General features: G+C 63.2%; 16 protein-coding genes and 3 pseudogenes. 15 read left to right on the forward strand and 4 right to left on the reverse strand.

Annotated features, from left to right (window positions below):
- Window positions 1-1,108: 1,108 nt before the first annotated feature.
- From AB0F10_RS36385 to AB0F10_RS36420, 8 genes and pseudogenes are all read left to right on the forward strand, one after another.
- A complete protein-coding gene (locus AB0F10_RS36385; protein WP_360635981.1) occupies window positions 1,109-2,131 on the forward strand; it encodes a FomB family phosphonate monophosphate kinase in 1,023 nt (340 codons plus the stop codon).
- A gap of 135 nt (window positions 2,132-2,266) precedes the next feature.
- Window positions 2,267-2,813, forward strand: a pseudogene (locus AB0F10_RS36390) (transposase family protein); the annotation flags it as partial.
- A gap of 127 nt (window positions 2,814-2,940) precedes the next feature.
- Entirely contained in the window at window positions 2,941-3,723 is a 783-nt protein-coding gene (locus AB0F10_RS36395; RefSeq protein ID WP_360635984.1) for a transposase family protein, read from the forward strand.
- A 197-nt stretch (window positions 3,724-3,920) separates the two neighbouring features.
- Window positions 3,921-4,049, forward strand: a pseudogene (locus tag AB0F10_RS36400) (transposase); the annotation flags it as partial.
- Window positions 4,050-4,368: 319 nt separating this feature from the next.
- Window positions 4,369-6,900, forward strand: a complete 2,532-nt coding sequence (locus tag AB0F10_RS36405) for a PEP/pyruvate-binding domain-containing protein (RefSeq protein WP_360636028.1) — start codon at window positions 4,369-4,371, stop codon at window positions 6,898-6,900.
- The gene (locus tag AB0F10_RS36410; RefSeq protein WP_360635987.1) at window positions 6,893-8,146 is read left to right on the forward strand and encodes an NAD(P)-binding domain-containing protein; all 1,254 of its coding nucleotides are present in this window, start codon (window positions 6,893-6,895) and stop codon (window positions 8,144-8,146) included. Before AB0F10_RS36405 ends, AB0F10_RS36410 begins: the two co-directional genes overlap by 8 nt.
- A 271-nt stretch (window positions 8,147-8,417) precedes the next feature.
- Entirely contained in the window at window positions 8,418-9,134 is a 717-nt protein-coding gene (locus AB0F10_RS36415) for an HIT domain-containing protein (RefSeq protein ID WP_360635990.1), read from the forward strand.
- A gap of 913 nt (window positions 9,135-10,047) precedes the next feature.
- Window positions 10,048-10,305: a hypothetical protein gene (locus tag AB0F10_RS36420; RefSeq protein WP_360635993.1), complete on the forward strand. Its 258-nt coding sequence runs from the start codon at window positions 10,048-10,050 to the stop codon at window positions 10,303-10,305.
- Window positions 10,306-10,525: 220 nt separating this feature from the next.
- On the opposite strand, the gene AB0F10_RS36425 is transcribed toward AB0F10_RS36420, so the two are convergent.
- Entirely contained in the window at window positions 10,526-11,257 is a 732-nt protein-coding gene (locus tag AB0F10_RS36425) for an XRE family transcriptional regulator (protein WP_360635996.1), read from the reverse strand.
- Window positions 11,258-11,394: 137 nt separating this feature from the next.
- Here AB0F10_RS36425 and AB0F10_RS36430 point away from each other — a divergent pair, with 137 nt between their 5' ends.
- Complete coding sequence (locus AB0F10_RS36430; RefSeq protein WP_360635999.1) at window positions 11,395-11,643, forward strand: hypothetical protein; 249 nt, start codon at window positions 11,395-11,397, stop codon at window positions 11,641-11,643.
- A 43-nt stretch (window positions 11,644-11,686) separates the two neighbouring features.
- Window positions 11,687-12,235 carry an HD domain-containing protein gene (locus AB0F10_RS36435; protein WP_360636002.1) on the forward strand — a complete coding sequence of 183 codons (549 nt, stop codon included), beginning with the start codon at window positions 11,687-11,689 and terminating at the stop codon, window positions 12,233-12,235.
- Between the two features lie 3 nt (window positions 12,236-12,238).
- On the opposite strand, the gene AB0F10_RS36440 is transcribed toward AB0F10_RS36435, so the two are convergent.
- The 3 genes from AB0F10_RS36440 to AB0F10_RS36450 are packed head-to-tail and all read right to left on the reverse strand — an operon-like array spanning window position 12,239 to window position 13,845.
- Window positions 12,239-12,691, reverse strand: a complete 453-nt coding sequence (locus AB0F10_RS36440; RefSeq protein ID WP_360636004.1) for a hypothetical protein — start codon at window positions 12,689-12,691, stop codon at window positions 12,239-12,241.
- A complete protein-coding gene (locus AB0F10_RS36445) occupies window positions 12,684-13,160 on the reverse strand; it encodes an NUDIX domain-containing protein (RefSeq protein ID WP_360636007.1) in 477 nt (158 codons plus the stop codon). Before AB0F10_RS36445 ends, AB0F10_RS36440 begins: the two co-directional genes overlap by 8 nt.
- A 7-nt stretch (window positions 13,161-13,167) precedes the next feature.
- Window positions 13,168-13,845: an XRE family transcriptional regulator gene (locus AB0F10_RS36450; RefSeq protein WP_360636010.1), complete on the reverse strand. Its 678-nt coding sequence runs from the start codon at window positions 13,843-13,845 to the stop codon at window positions 13,168-13,170.
- A 211-nt stretch (window positions 13,846-14,056) separates the two neighbouring features.
- Here AB0F10_RS36450 and AB0F10_RS36455 point away from each other — a divergent pair, with 211 nt between their 5' ends.
- The 5 genes and pseudogenes from AB0F10_RS36455 to AB0F10_RS36475 form a co-directional block, all read left to right on the forward strand.
- On the forward strand, window positions 14,057-14,260 hold the full coding sequence (locus AB0F10_RS36455) for a hypothetical protein (protein ID WP_360636013.1): 204 nt from the start codon (window positions 14,057-14,059) through the stop codon (window positions 14,258-14,260).
- Window positions 14,257-14,451: a hypothetical protein gene (locus AB0F10_RS36460; protein ID WP_360636016.1), complete on the forward strand. Its 195-nt coding sequence runs from the start codon at window positions 14,257-14,259 to the stop codon at window positions 14,449-14,451. The genes AB0F10_RS36455 and AB0F10_RS36460 overlap by 4 nt, the downstream gene beginning before the upstream one ends.
- Window positions 14,452-14,503: 52 nt before the next feature.
- Complete coding sequence (locus AB0F10_RS36465; protein ID WP_360636019.1) at window positions 14,504-15,142, forward strand: DUF2637 domain-containing protein; 639 nt, start codon at window positions 14,504-14,506, stop codon at window positions 15,140-15,142.
- The gene (locus tag AB0F10_RS36470; RefSeq protein WP_360636022.1) at window positions 15,139-15,459 is read left to right on the forward strand and encodes a hypothetical protein; all 321 of its coding nucleotides are present in this window, start codon (window positions 15,139-15,141) and stop codon (window positions 15,457-15,459) included. The genes AB0F10_RS36465 and AB0F10_RS36470 overlap by 4 nt, the downstream gene beginning before the upstream one ends.
- A 50-nt stretch (window positions 15,460-15,509) precedes the next feature.
- A pseudogene (locus AB0F10_RS36475) lies at window positions 15,510-16,171 on the forward strand (cell division protein FtsK); the annotation flags it as partial.

The raw sequence follows: 16,171 nt of genomic DNA on the forward strand, positions 1-16,171 counted from the left end.
CGGTCGACGACCGGGTCAACTCCCGGAGCCGAGCGCCGTCACCGGGACAAAGAACCAACGCGGCGGCAACAGACATGCCCCATTGTCCCGCACCCTCACCGTCAAATCACTTCAGACACGCCACACTAGTCTGGATCGTGTCGATTTGCAGTACGTTGAGCGGACCCGTCATGGAAGGGTGTCGATCTCTTGAGCGCCGAGAGACGGCCTGTAATATCGGCCGCCACAGACGTAGCGCCGGTCAGCGCCGAGGCGATGGACTGAGGCCCGAAGATTGGCCTTCGCAAGCCGAATGGGAGGGATGCATGGTCGAGTCGGATTACCAGGCAATCAGCATGCGCGGCAGCCCACCGTTCTGCGAATCGAATTGCGGGCAGCCTCACCCTCCGAGGACGGACCCGTGTAATGCATTATCCGAATCAACTCTGGCGAATCTCCGCAACTCTCGGTCACGACCATCGATAGGGACGCAGAGGAACACCTCCTGGCTGGGGGTACGTTCACGGAGGCCTCGAACCGGCAGATGCCATCCGCTCGGATCGAGTATTCATGCTGAAGCACCCGGCTTGGCGCTCTGCCTGCGTAGCGATGTTTGGGCCCAGAGATTCGCGAAGGCAGGAGTTGACGTGTTGCCAAACCAGAAGACCGTGACGCGTTTATCGCACGACGGACGGCCGACAGTGTCGTTTTGCACGGTAGCTGCGAACTTGCTGCCCGCGCCCCCAATCAACTGCTGCTTTACCTCGAAGGAGGAGATCACCACGTCTTCGCATGCAGTTTTCGGCGACCCTTCTCGACGTTCTTCAAACAAGGATGCACGTCATTACACGAACCGATATGTCGGACATGCTTCAGAGTCTGCCCGATGGCGCGCTCGGGAGAATGAACGCCGCACGATCAGAGCCGAGTTGCCAAGAATAGTAACCGCCGATCGGTGGAGTGGTACTGGTTGCACTGATGATCGACAGGAAGCGCTTCTCGAACGCGTTCGGACGCACGCAAGGCGTATCACTGATTGTGGTTATATGGACATCGCAAGTAATCTACCTGCTGATCGAATCGGTGACCGAGTCGCCGTCTTGCCGTCAGCAGAGACAGGCAGCGCGAAGTGGCTGACGTGAAAGAACCACTGTACGATTTTCCGGTTCGCGATGACCGTGTTGTCGACTTACACGTGGTCACTGTACGTGTCCGAACCAACGTGCCGAATGCGCCCGCGTTCCGATACTTCTCTCGCTACGCCTCATCGGTCCGCGGCGAAGCCCTTGTGTCCGCCGACTACGAGCTGAACTGTATCGACCTTGACCATGACGCCGTGGACTTATCTGCAGTTTCCGGGCGGGTGGACGCCACACTCCGGGCCAAACTTTTTCGGACTGGGTACTATCTCGTCCATCGCTTCGGCGACCCAGCGCATCTAATTACTGTGGGACGATCTTTTTACGTATTCGGTACGCATCTCGAGCGCATCGTGTGGCCCTATTTCATCAAGCATATTCTTACCATTAACGCTGCTGACCACGGTTTTCTGCATCTAAAGGCGGCCGCATTCGCTGACGGCGACAACTGCACGCTGCTGGTGGGCGCAAACGGCGGCGGGAAGACAGTGTTCCTGGCGCAGGCATGTGCCGAAGGTAGCTCCTTCGTAAGTAACACCCATACGATGATCCGCGACGGTCTCGCGTATGCGGTACCGACCGCAATCCGAATCCGCAATGATGGTGTATTCGGTCCGTTGATTGCCAGTCGTGGACTTTCCCAGCACATGGAGGACGGAGATTACCTGGTCACTGCCGAAGCCCTCTTCGGGAGACCCACCCGCGACTTGAGCCGGGTAAGGAACCTCATCATAGCGGACTACCAGCCAGGAAAGCCACGGGGCCTTGAAGGGGTGAACAAAGAGGATGCTGCGGCCTTCGTGCGCCAGTTCGGCCTTGCGCTCACGGTGTATGGCCTGAGGGACGACCTTTTTGAGCACCACCAACGCGACTTCCATCGCTACACGGCCACGCTGCACGAGACAGAGCGGCAGTTGAGAGATCTCACCGGCTCGGTTCGGTGCTTCCGCGCGAACGTAGACATGACGGACAAGCGCGAACGGTCTGCCGTGATGAACGCCCTATCGACTTAATGTAGAGGTGGGCAATGAATAACAGCGAAGACATACGCACGGAAAGGTTAGGAAGGGAATTCACGGGTCTGTCAATAGATCGGCTCTGTCTGACTTTCGGTGGTGACGGAAGGTGATCGGCTTCGTTGTGTCTGCATGATTGATGTCGATGAGCTGGTGCGTGTCGTGTTCTCGGGCCTGTCTCCGCTGGTGATCGTGGGTGTCGCTGAGCAGGGCGAACTGATTCTGATCCGGGCACGGACACCGCTGGGATGGTGGCGTGCCGGGGATGGGGCGCCTTCGCAGCGGGTGCACGGCTATCACGAGCGGGTGGTTGCCGATGTGCCGGTCGATGCCCCGCGGGGTTGTGCTGCGGTGCCGGGTGCGGCGCCTGGTCTGCCAGGCCCGTGGCTGCCGGCAGACGTTCCGCGAGCAGGTTTCCGGCGTGTGGGAACGCTATCAGCGCCGGACACCGGGGCTGGCCGGTCAGATCGGCGCCGTGGTCAAGGAGTTAGCCGGCCGGGCCGGCGCTCGCCTGTTATCGGCGTTGAAGGTGCTGGTCTCCCGGCACACCGCTCTGCGGATCCTGCTCGGGCTGCCGCCACCACCAAGGCCGACGCCGCGGGTGCGCGGGGTGGACGACTTCGCGCTGCGCCGCAGCCGGCCGTACGCAACGGTCTTGATCGACGCTCAAACGCATGAATGAGCCATTTTCATCGTGACGGTGCTGGTCAGAGGCGGAGTCGGGCGGCTCCACTGTCGACATAGGACGAGGCTCCCGGTAAGACGACAGTCGACCAAGACCCGATGCCCCAACCGGGAGCCTCGCTGTGCTGTCTTACCCTGCCGCGATTCCGCTGTCCAGCCGCACCCTGAACCACCTCGCCGGCCTCATCCGCCGCCACCGTGACCAGCGCCGGTCCCGGTGGCGGCGCCTCGACCCCGGCCGGCAAGCCCCGCTCGCCCTGGCCCATCTGCGTAACGGCGACACCTACACCCGGCTGGCCTGCGGTTTCGAAATCGGCGTCAGCACCGCCTGGCGCTACGTCCGCGAGGCCGTCGACCTGCTCGCCGCAGCCGCCGATGACCTGGACACCGCCATGATGCGGATCCGGAAGCTGGCGTACGCGATCCTGGACGGCACCCTGATCCCGATCGACCGCGTCGCCGATCAGAAGCCCTACTACTCCGGGAAACACCGACGTCACGGCGTGAACGTCCAGGTCATCGCGGATGCGGCGGGGCGGCTGGTCTGGGCCTCAGCGACGCTGCCCGGTGCCGCCCATGATCTGACCGCGGCTCGCACCCACGGCATCATCGACGCGTTGACCAACGCGAACGTGATGACCTTCGCCGACAAGGCGTACCAGGGAGCCCGCGGCAGCATCCGGACGCCGTTCAAGCGCCACCGGTACCGGCCGAAACTGTCCCGCCGGCAGAAGGCCGTCAACCGCGCCCACGCCCGCATCCGAGCCCGCGGTGAACGCGCCAACGCCACCCTCAAATCCTGGAAAGTCCTGGTCAAGCTGCACTGCTGTCCCCGCCGCGCCACCGCGATCGTGCAGGCCATCCTCGTCCTGCACCACGTCGAGGCCAACCGCTACCCAGGATGAAAATGGCTCAATGTGTCGCTGTCCTGCCCGACCGGCGAGCCGACACCTTGGAAGCCTGGCTGCGCGGGCATCCCGGCGTGCAGATCGTCTGCCGGGATTCGTCCGCTACCTATGCCATTAGAAGCGATCCGCCGCGCCCTGCCCACCGCGATCCAGGTCGCTGACCGCGCGGGCATCTGTGGCACCACCTCACCGAAGCCGCCTTGACCTTGCCCCATCACAACGGCACGACCGAAGGCGTCAACACCAAAACCAAACTGCTGAAACGCCAAATGTATGGACGCGCCAGCTTCGAACCTCTCCGCCACCGCATCCTGCTCGGCTGAATCCCTCACCCACCGTCACCACCGAAAGTCATACAGAGCCGTTCGCGTCACGGACCCGTCACCAGCCGTCGACCGATCGGCCGCTAAACGCCGGAATCACCTAAAACGGCCAAATAGCTAACCTGCGGAACTCTCCCGAAGTCCGGCCGACTGTGATCTGTCGGCGACGTTGCAAGAAGAGGTGAGCGCACGCCACAAGAGTAGATATATTGGTCAACTCTGATGTAACGTACGAGGAGCGATAAGGCGGAGCAGTACTACGTCACTCGTCGGTAGGAGCGTAACGGTGCTTTGCGTGAGTCTTATAGAGGCTGTCGATATGACATCCGACTTGGTTGGGGGGAAGGGAGCAGGGCTCGCGAAGCTCAACCAAATGGGGCTCCCGGTTCCTCCTGCATTCATCCTCACAACGCATGTATATAACCGTTGGATGGATGCAGATTTTGCAATAGATGACGACCTACGGACCTTGATCGCGGAATGGCTCGTGAAGCTGAAGTCACAGGCCAATACCTCCAATTCATTGAATACCGAACCGTTCGTGGTATCAGTACGCTCGAGCCCGCCGGTGTCCATGCCTGGAATGCTAAGTTCCATTCTAAATGTAGGCGCCGCCCAAGGCGCCGCCCAAGGCGCCGCCCAAGGCGCCGCCCAAGGCGCCGCCCAAGGCCTACCGAAGCTCGAACACGATCTCTTTGATCGACAGCACTTCACCGACGTCCTCCGCAGCCGTCGAACGGCTTCAAATGTCGATACCACCCAAAATGTCGCGGTGCGCAGTGGGCAAGTAGATGAAGACCTCGACGCAAGCTCTCGGAAAACGCTGCGAGTTACTCGTCTGGAACAGGCGTTCATCGACGAGGTGATGACCTGCATTGATACAGTATTTCGATCGTCGACGCGAATGAACGTGGTCGAGTTCTCAAACCAACGGCTTCTCGATGAGAGAATGCCAATCGCGGCCATCGTGCAAGTGATGGTCTGTGGGAACCGCTCGGACGAAAGCGCGTCCGGGGTCCTTTGGACCCGGGATGTTCAGACCGGCGAAGAATCATGTACCGGGACTTACTTGGTGAACGCCCAAGGGCCACAGGTAGTGAGTTCGATGGACACTCGTGCGCCTCGGCCGCTCTTTGAGATGAGAGTCGACTGGCCTGACGTATACGAAACGCTGTCTCGGATCGCAGGGAGATTGGAAGCTACCTTCGAACGCGTTCAGGAGGTTGAGTTCACAGTCGATCAACAACGTGTCTGGCTGTTGCAAACCCGCGACGTATCGTTGTCACCGCTGGCTTCCCTTCGATACGCTTATAGTAAGGTCGATTCCGGGGAATGGACGCCAGCTCAAGCGGTCTTGCGCACACGCTCGGACATCGTGCCTTGTCTGGCAAGTCGCATGGTGTCACCGGCGCTCGGCTCGCCGACATCTGTCCTCGCGGAGGGAGTTCCTGCGTCCGGCGGAATCGCAATCGGCCCTCTGGTTACGAAACCGGACGACATCAGCTACTTCCCCATGCCAGAAAATGCGGTATTGATCGCCGATTATATCTCCCCTCAGGACGACTTCGACCTTATGAATGCGTGCGCCGGCTTCGTGTCGATCCGCGGCGGTCCCGGTACCCACACCGCTTCGCTTCTTCGCAAGCTAGGTAAGCCCTACGTCGTTATTCTAGATGGCGGTATTTCTCTCCCTCGCTCGGGTTCGTTCGTGCAGTTCGGGCCGAACAAGGTTCACGAGGGCGAGACGGTGACGTTGGTGGGAAACCGTGGCGAGCTCTTCCGCGGCGAACTTGAGGAGTTGGATGGTGCGGGCGTTCAAGAGCAGGTGGAACGCTTCGCGGATTGGGTGAGAAGCCATGGCAGTCTAAGTTCATGGCAGGTATTCAACTACCCCAGTCAGAATGCTCACGAAATCAGGAACACCGTCGGTTCGATCTTAGCGCATCGGGTCTGGAAGTCCGACAAGGCCCTTATCGCCGGCCTGCTGGGGCTTGTTCCGGAAGAGTGGCGCATTAAGCAGGAGGTATTTTCCGTCGGTGATCACGACGCCATCCGCAGTGCCATGCTCGCCGGCATCGAGGCGGGGTTTTGGATAGGACCTAAGGTATGCCGCGTGGCGAGTCCTCACCTCGGCAATGGCCCATGGCAAACCGGTATCAAAACTGCCGATGAGGTCGACGCATTCCTCTACGATCCGACCTATGTGGGTCGGGGGCCGCACGGCGGATACGTCGATTGGAGAAGAGATCCCGCATTGACCGAGATTGTGGTGGTGTTCGATCCGCCGGGGAAGGGTGAACCTGAGTTCAATGCACAACACTTCGTCTGCACCTTATCATGCGTGAGTTCGCCAGCTCAGCTGCAGATCACGCTCATGCTGGGTACGTCGCGTCTGCGCTCTCTTGAGTCGGCGTCGCCGCGTGAAGTCATCCTAATAAGGGTGGAGCCTGACTACCTGCATCCACAATATCTGGGCCTTGTTCGGCCTATCGTGGGGAGCGACTACTGGACTAGCCCGACTCCCGGCAGACTCGCCGAGGTCGCTATGTCGCGTGGTGACTGGTCGTTCAGCAGGTTGCGTGGACTAGTTGACGACCGAAGCTTGACGATAGCCGAACAGGTGACCAGGATTGTAACAAAGATTCTCTGGAGAGATCCTTTCGACTTGCCGCACTACATGATCGCCTTGGACGACGAGTTCGCGCTCGACACGCTCGAGTTTCAAGGCCGAGCCGACGAGGGCGGCGGCATCGTATTTTTTAGAGTATTTGATGCGAAGGGTCATGAGGAACAGGTTTTCGTCGACAATAACTGGTCTTCCATTGCGAATCGCGGAGACGGCCGTGCATGACTCACATTTATCACTAAAGGTCTTCCCGCGGCTTCCTCTGCTTGAATACGTGGAGGAACTTTTCGATGCAAAATCCTCTCTGCCTCTTGCTGGCTTCTCCGTTTTATGTATTCAGCATCTTCTGGCCAGTACCGGATCGCTAATTTGCTCCCTTTCCAGATGCGGAGCCGACCTGAGTCAGATGCAGATCATCGGAAAGGGATATTCAACTAATTCCGGGGTACTGGACATACTCCGCGAATGCGGGATACGGATGTTGAATCCAACGTTTTTTGGTGCAGCGGACGAACCATATGACGCAATACTTGCTGAAGCTGTCGAGTCGGCATTCGCGTACGTGAGGAACGGTCCTTGCACTGCCCCCCGAAAGCTATTGTTGCTTGATGATGGAGGACACGCAATTTCCCGTGCCCACAAGCTACTTCCGCCAGATTTCACCATTATGGCCGTTGAGCAAACCACCAGGGGGATACGTGCGGCGAGCGCCCTCGCGCCGCGATTTCCTATCATCAATGTCGGACGAAGTCGGGCGAAATTGCATCTTGAGGCTCCGTTGATTGCCGCGTCAATGGTCGACCATCTCACGCGGTTGCTGGCCTCGGGCCGCGGGCTGTTCGGGGAGGTGCACGAGGTCTTCCTCATCGGCTACGGCGTGGTTGGTCGTGCGGTGGCCCGAAGGCTACGAGCGCTCGGTTACGACGTTGTGGTGTTCGACACCGCAGCGGAGAGTCGACAGGCGGCGGCTGCCGATGGCTTCCCAATAGCTACCGATCTCCAAACTCCCCTTGCTCGGAGGTGCGTGGTGGCCGCCTCGACGGGCGGAGTGTCGTTCCCGGCCGGCCTCCACGGAATACTGCGATCTGGCTCAGTGCTCGCGAACATGGGGTCGTCGGATCTGGAATTTGCGGCCTGGGAGCTCCGTGACGGCCAGGGCGTCGGCACCACCTACAACGTGGAGGGTCACGAGCTCGCTCGTGACAGCCGAGAGGCGCCTTGGAACCGGCACTACAAGCTTACTGCCGCTGCCGGATACAGATATCTGCTGAAGGGTGGCTTTCCCGTCGATTTCGACGGAGGGGCGGACCCGATACCTCCGTCGAGCATACAACTGACCCGCGCTTTGCTATTGGCCGGTGTTCTTCAGGCCTCCAGTGAAATGAGGTCAGGAGTGGTGCAACTTGACGATAATGTGCAGCGACTGATCATTGATCAGTACATTCGACTCGCTTCGAACAATCATAATTAGTGTCCCGATATCCGTATTTCGATAGCGTCACTGTTGCCGGACACCGCCTCATCCACCACAGTCACTATGTGTCGGCCGCACACGGAGGGCGGAGGGTTCACGGCAGTACGCTGCCGACTTCTGGATCCAGAACCACCATCGCATCGGTCGAGCCGCGCTCGCCAATCTCGTGGAAGTACGCCGATAAGGCGTTCTGCTTGATCTAGCGCGTCGGATTCAAATGTGTCGGTGTACCCGCTCTATACGACGGGCGAACCACATAAGGCAACCGATGAAACCTACCGACGACAGCAAGGAAGAATCGATGGGTGTTGTGGGCGAATGGAATTGCGATGGATCTGATCTCTGTGCCGAATTGGCCGGCAGTCATTCGACGGAGTTCAGCAGAACATACGAGGGGTATCCACGAAGCAGAGTCTTGCTGGAGACACCCAACCTTGCATTGATCGTGGATATATCACCATTGGTCGAGGGTCACTTGCTAATCGTTCCCAAGAAGCACTACTTCAACTTCGCCAGTGCGATTCTCGATTTTCCGCATGAGGCATCTAAGGTTACGAACTTCGCCCGGGACTGGATCCGGGAAACGTATGGTTTGGTGGCCCTCTTCGAGCATGGATCTAGTTCCAACGAATCTGGTGGAGCCTGCATCGTTCATGCTCATGTCCATGTGCTCCCCGTGGCGGCCACAGAATTGGTTGCCGTCATGCGACGCGACGAGCTAGGGCTCGACACAGCATCAGATGCTGCCAGTTGGACGAGAGTCGCGGGAGCTTCTCGCCCCTATCTATTGTGTTCCGATGGAGAGCGCACTTTTGTTGCTTTCCCGCAGGTGCGCCTGAGACGCCAATACCTCCGATCTGCTGCTGCGGAGGCGCTCGGAATCCCGAGCCCACATTGGGACTGGTCGCTCGTCATCCGAAAAGATTTGCTGCGCAACACAGTCCGCCGCTATAGAAGTCATCACCGGACCGGCGACCACATCTAAGCTACCTCTCATCTGAGGCAAGACGTCGCCGTCCAAGGCCGGGGCAGCGGTCCAGATTAGGGCATTCAATCCGAAACGACAAGTCTGAATCTGAGCAACCAGCTCGGATTACCGATGATTCTGGTGGTGGGTTTAGCCATCCCGCAACCCTCGACTCGCCCACAGTGGGAGCGGGCTGCCAGCGCTGCGCCGTCAAGACGGCCTCGACACTAGGCACACAGGTCGGCGGGGTCTGCTCGGCTTGCCCTGGGTGAGGGTGACGGGTGCGGCTATCCCGGCAGTCGTCCGTGTCGCCCAGGCTGGGCCGGTCCGCTGCCGGAACGCAGCTTTCGCCCCACCTCAAGGCTCTGACGGTCTTTGGTAGATGCGATCTTCCCGCTTGCATGGGTGTCGCCGCGGCGCTCTGCCGTCGGCGACGTAGTGAGCAGCCCATTCGGCCGCCTTGAGCGTTGTTCAGGAAGCTTGAACAGGCGCTCGGATAGAACAGGTCCGCGCGGCACGGACGGGACGCATAGATGTCGTGAGACGTCCGGGTTTACGCGGTGCCGCTCGCGTCATGGTGCGGCGAGTCTTCCATGCGGAGCTGCCACTCGGTGTGGTGCTCGTATTTGAGGCCCCGGCCGTCTGTGACATCGCCTCCAGGCGGCTGGGCTGCCAATGTGCGGAGGACCTCGATGGCATCTGGACAGTACGAAGAAGAGCACGGGCCGCTATCCGATCGACTTGTCGCCTACTACCGCGACGTCGTCGCAGTGCACGCCGACGATCCAGCAGTAGGGGCGTGCCTCGTCTGCCGAGTCTCAAGGTGCGAGGACTGGCGGTTCGCGTCCGAGCGGCTGTCCAATTTCGCCAAGGGGCAGACAGAGCCGGCCGTCGCGGCCTCCGTGCAGCCACGGCGTGAAAGTGAGCTGTCGTGACCCGCATCGCCCCGATACGCACCGGAGACGTGATCCAGGTAGCCGAGCAGGACTACTTCTTCGGCCTCGGGACCCTGACCTTGCGCATTACCAGGGTGTACGGTCTCATGTGTATCAATCACGGACCCTATGTCGATGTCGACGGCATTCCGTTGTGGTCGAACGGTTATGAGGGTGAGGAGCGATACGCGCAGGTACGCCTTTCAGGAGTTCGACACCTGCCGGAGCGGCCCTCATCGAGGAACGCATCATGACCGCGAAGCTGTATCTCTCGCGTGCCGCCCACGACCAAATAGCAACCGCCGAGTCGGACCTGTATCGGCATCTTCCCGTCACGCCGAGCGGTTTGTGCGTCACTTGTGCTGAGCCCGAGCCGTGCCATGGGCGGTACGCAGCGCTGCGCGTACTGCATCGGTACGGCGTCCTGCCAAGGCGGCGACCGGGCGCCGCGGGTGTCCAGGCTTCTTCGGAAGCTCAGACGATGACAGGCTTCGCGATCGACCACACCCGCTCGAACGAGGCGAGGTAAGTCGCTACCATCCCGTCCGCGCGGTTGCCCTTCATATGCAGCACCGGGGCGTGGGCGCCCGGCCGACCATAGACGTGCAGGCTCACCAGCAACTCGTCGTCGGAGCGGCACATCGAGTTGTAAAGCACGGTGTCGTGGAGGCCCAGCGCAACGCCGAAATCCTCAGCCAGCGGGCCAAATCCAACCAGTGCGGTCCGGATGCGAGCACTCATGCCAGCGCCGATACCTTCCTCGTCTCCGCGACTGGCTATGTGTCTGCCGGCTGGGTCACCGAGCGCGATGCGTATCCGCACACCGGCTCGCGCCTTCTCGCGCAACATGTCCGTCACCGCGACGTTCTCGGCGAGGAAGAGCGCGCTGTACGCCAGGATGGCGATCTCCCGGTCAGCCCGGCTCAGCAGCCGCGCCCACGCGTCCGCCGGCACGGCTGAGCGGTGCGGGTACACGATCCGCACCTCGTCAGCGTGGGTGGCCGGATCGGCCGGGCGAGACAGTTCGGGCCAGAGGTCGCGTGGGGACCAACCGGTCAGCGCGACCAGCGCGTCGCGGTGCCGCGGGTACGGCTGACGGCCGGACAGCCACCGCTGCACGGTCTTCGGATCGACACCGAGGCGTGCTGCAACGTCGACTGCGTCGATGCCGACGCCGCGTAGGGCGCGGGCGAGTGGATGGTTCACGCAACGACTCCGATCGTCGGCGAGACCGCCATCCTAGCCAAGAAGTCCCTAGACGTCCTACGGCGTGGTTCCGCGTCCGTTACGCAACGTGGAGAGTCAAGTGAGCAACCACGACAGAACTGGGCGGACGGGCAACGATGACGAAAGACGACCGCATCGACGGGGCGGCGGCGCGAAGGTCTGCGGATCGGCTGGCGCTCGCGCTCGAAGAGGCCGGTTTTGACGTCGGCCAGGAGTTCCCAGCGCTACACGACGCGATCGGCCGTCAGGGCAAGCCGGTTGTGCGCATCGGCGACGTGTTGCCGCCGATCGCGGATCGGCTCGCCGCCGCGCTGATGACCGGCGCTGCTCCGGAAGGCCAAGCCAAGGAGGACGACAGCAGGTAGCAACTTCGGACCCGTGGGACGGGACGTTCGTTAATCTCCTCGTGTGGAGGAGATCGAACGTGCCCGTGCTCTGGCGCGCCTGTTGCTGGCCGAGTCGATCCCGCGCCGCTGGTCGCATAGCCAAGGTGTCGGACGCAAGGCCGAGACTGTCGCGCACCTGGTCGGTGAGGAAGCTCCGGCGCTAGTGTCCGCTGCCTGGCTGCATGACGTCGGGTATGCGCCCGACCTCGTGGTGACCGGCATGCATCAGCTCGACGGCGCCCGCTACCTGCGCGATGTCGCCGCCGCCGACGATCTGGTCTGCCGGTTGGTCGCCCACCACTCGTGCGCGTTCATCGAAGCCAGGAACCGGAACCTCGCCGACCAGCTTGCGGAGGAGTTTCCGCCCGTCGAGGGCCTGGTGTCGGACGCGCTCACGTATGCGGACATGACGACCAACCCGGTCGGTGAGCAGACCGACGTGAAGCTGCGCCTTGCCGAGATCCTTGCCCGATACGGCGACGGTGACCTCGTCGCCGAGTCGATCCGGGAGGCGAGCCCGCTGATCATCGAATCGGTTCGGATGATCACGGCGGCGCTCAACGAGGGCTGACGCTCAGTCGGTGGGGCAGAGCGATCCCTGTTCGTCGCGGCTCCACCGGCGGCCGGCGCTGTCCAAGAACTCGATCTGTACGGGCTCGGGGTCGACGTACGTCCGTAGCCAGTCCGGCGGCGCGGCCCGCTGGATGGTCTGGCCGGGCGGAACGAGGCCGACGAACTCCGAGCCCGGTTCCTCGTCGTCGCGCGCGGGCATCGGCAGCTCGACGTCGTAGATCGGCATGTCACTCGCGTTGTGGATGTGGAACGCCAGATTGCGGCTGCCGTCGACCTTCCGGGTCAGCTCCACCCACGCACTGATTCGCGCCGCCTGGGCGCGACGTTCATCCTCGGCGCGGTCGGCCTCCCGGTGGTGCTCGCGCCGCAGGAGCAGGAAACCGACCAGGAACGCGCCGACGGTACCGACGGCAGAGAGGACGTCCGCAAACGCGCTGAGCCAGTCGCTATCCAAGGTGCGGGTCCTGCGGCGCGGTCAGGAAACGGTCGAGCCGCATCCGCATCGAGCGATCCATCGGCAGCGCGCCGATCTCCGGTACGGGAATCCAACGGACCTCGGTTGATTCGTTGCTGGTCGTCGGCGTGCCGCCGGTCGGTCTGGCCGCGAAGACGACGGAGAACTCTTGCCGCACTTCGCCGTCGCTGGTGTAGAGGATGACGTGGCGGGGGTCGGTGAAGATGCCGACCAACCCGATGATCTCGACGTCGATCCCCGTCTCCTCGACGGTCTCCCGAATCGCGGTGTCGGGCAGCGACTCGCCGAGGTCCATGGCGCCGCCGGGAAGCGCCCAGTTGCCGTTGTCCGAACGACGGATCAGCAGGATCTCGTCGGCTTCGTTGGTGACGACCACGTTGGCGGACGGGACGAGCGACGTCGCGCGCGGCGCGTCCGGGTCGTCGTAGAAGTCGATGCGCCGTCCCATGTCACCCTCATTCCAACGGGGTCGCGTCGTCCCACACGCGCTCGAAGCTGTCCAGATACGTGGTGACCATGCCGCCGCCGGCCACCCGCCGCAGGTGCAGCACCGGCGCTTGAGATGCGGGAGAGCCGTAGATGTGCGTGTTGACCAGAACTTGATCGTCGGCGCGGTAGATCGAGTTGTAGAGCACGGTGCGATGTAGCCGGAACTCGACGCCCTCCACCCCGCGCAGCGGCCGGTACAACACGAGCGCGTTCTTGATCTTTCCGGCCAGGACGTCGTCGACGCTTTCGTCGGCGCCGCGCTGGGCGACGACCTCGCTCTCTGGGTCACCGAGCAAGATGCGTACGCGGACACCCGCGTCGGCCTTCTGCCGGAAGACTCGCAGGATGCCGGCGTCCTCAGAGACGAACAGACCGCTGTAGACGAGGACGCCGATCTCCTCCTCGGCGTTGTCGAACATGTTGCGCCACAGGTCGGACGGAACGGTCCAGCGGTGCGGGTAGATGTTGATGATCTCGCTCTCGCTGGCACTGGCCACCTGGTCCGTGCTGAGCGCGTCGGGCCACAGGTAGACCTCGTCGACCCCGAGACGCGCGGCAACGGCGTACCGATGGCGCCTGTACGGCGTCCGTCCGCTGATCCACCGCTCGACGCTCTTCGGATCGACGTCGAGGATCTCCGCCAAGCCGGCCGGAGTGAATCCGTGTTCCAACATCGCAGTGCGTAGTCGCTCGTTCGGCATCGTCTTCCCGTCAGGACGTCCCGGCAGCTTGACCACCCTAAGCGAGACGTCTCGGACACGTCCAGCCACGACCTGATCACGTCCCGTTCTCAGAACGCACTCTCAATGGTGTCGATGCGGACCACGCATCGCCGAACCGAGAGGAGATCAGCAAATGGACACCCAGAACTTCACGACCGAGGTCCCGACCTGTGCATGCGGCGCGCAGCTCGGCGCGGGACACCCGACTCTGTGCCGCAAGTGCCTCGCCCGGCTTCGCTGGACCCGCCGGCACCAGCCGCGCGGCTCGCACGGCGGCGCCGACCGGGGCATTCGTACCCGCCGCGCCCGGCGCAACCGCAACGGCGGTGACGCGTGACTATCGCCGTCTCCGCCGTCATCCTGCTCGGCGTCTTCGTCTACCTGCTGTGGCGCTACGCCCGGCTGCCGCTGTGGCAGGCGGCCTTGTGCGCGGCGTTCGGCTACTTCCTCGCCTCGTCGTCCATCGGCCCGGAGATCGGCAACGGGCTGCGCGCCCTGGCCCGCTTCATCGCCGGACTGGAGCTCTGAGGTGGACCGTCCCGCGACCGTCGGGCGGCGCGACTGGTGGGTGATCGTCGGCATGACCGTCGCCGCGATCTCCGCTGCAGTGGCGAGCTTCGCCGGCCTCCGCGGCCTGGCCCAGGTGGCCGGCTGGCCCGACCGGCTCGCCTGGCTCCTGCCGGTCACCATCGACGCCTACGCCATGACGTCGGCCCGCGTGTGGCTCGCCGGAACCCTCGGCAGCAACCGAGCACGCAGCTTCGCCCGAGCCAACGCTATCGGCGCCATCGCCACGAGCATCGTCGGCAACGCCGGCTACCACCTCGCCGCCGCCGACCTCGTCGCGATCTCCTGGCCGATCGTCGTCCTCGTCGGTGCCGTCCCGGCCGCCGTCCTCGGACTGACCGCACATCTGCATGCGCTCAGAACCGTTGCGGCGCCTGACATACAGCCGACTCCTGCCGCCCAGGGCCGTCCCGAGGCCCGTACCCGAGTACGGACCCGGCGCCCGAAGCATCGCACCGATGCCGCGCTGCTGAACGCTGCGCGTGAGGTCGACGCCCAGCACCGCGCCGCGCACGACGGACGCCCCATCACCCGAGACGCGCTGCGGTCGGCGCTGCGCGTCGCCGGACCCAAGGCAACCGAACTACGGCGCCAACTCGCCGCCGAAACCGCTGACAGCACCGACCGAAAGGAGGCTCGAACCCGCCCATGACCAACCAACCGCACATCCCGCGCCCGACCATCGACCAGGAGGCCGTCCTCGCTCACCTGCATGCCGCCCGACAACGGCCCACGCCGGTCACCATCTGGACCGCCATCGGCGACATCCCCGTCATGCTCGCTGAGATCGACCGCATCGCCCGACTGTTGACTCGCACCCGATGGGACTTCGCCGACCTGCTCGCCGCCGCCCGCGCGACCATTGCCGCCGACCACGACGGCGAGCCGGACCCGCTGACATATCTCCGCGACGCGGTTGCCGAGCACCGAGCCTGGACGCCGCCCGAAGACGGCGAGCTCGCCGAATGAGGGCCTACGGACGACGGCATCGCCGCTGGAGTCGCCGCAACCCGCAACCGTTGCTGCTCGTACCCGACGAACCGTTGCTCATCGCCGGCCTGGCCGGACTCGGGCGAGCCCTTTTCCGGTACCGGTCCGAACTCGCTCCGGTCACCGCCGGACTCACGCTCGCCGTCGCCGGACTCGTCCTGCACCACACCCACCCCGGCGCGTGGCCGGTGGTCGCAATCCTCACAGCCGTCGCCGCACTGGCGGCCGGACTGCGCGGGATGACCTGGGGCCTCACCCGCACCGAGGAACGCGGGTACGCCGCGACAACGACCACCGTCGCGGGAAGCTGGCTCGCCGCCGCGACGGCGCTCGGCCCCGGCCGGACTCCGCTACCCACCGTCCTGATCGTTGCCCTGGTCGCGCTCGGCGTCCCGTGGTGGGCGCACCGGCGGCGCCGAGCCCGCGTCCGGGTCGACCGCGTCATCCACGCGTGGCCCAGCCTCGCGGAAGCGGTCGGCCTCGACGGATCGCGGGTCATGTCCGCCGTCGTGGACACCTGGGGCTGGCGTGCCCGGATGAAGCTGCGCGCCGGACAGAGCGTCGCCGACGTCGTGGCTCGCGTGCCGGCCATCGAATCGGCCTTGGGTACTCGGCCCGGCGCGGTCCGCGTCGAACAGGACCCGGCGCACGCCGGTCGCTGCACCGTGCGGGTCGTCGCCGTCGACCCGCA

Origin of the sequence: Actinoplanes sp. NPDC026623, from assembly GCF_040638275.1 — a bacterium.
In the GTDB taxonomy this organism is placed as follows: domain Bacteria; phylum Actinomycetota; class Actinomycetes; order Mycobacteriales; family Micromonosporaceae; genus Actinoplanes.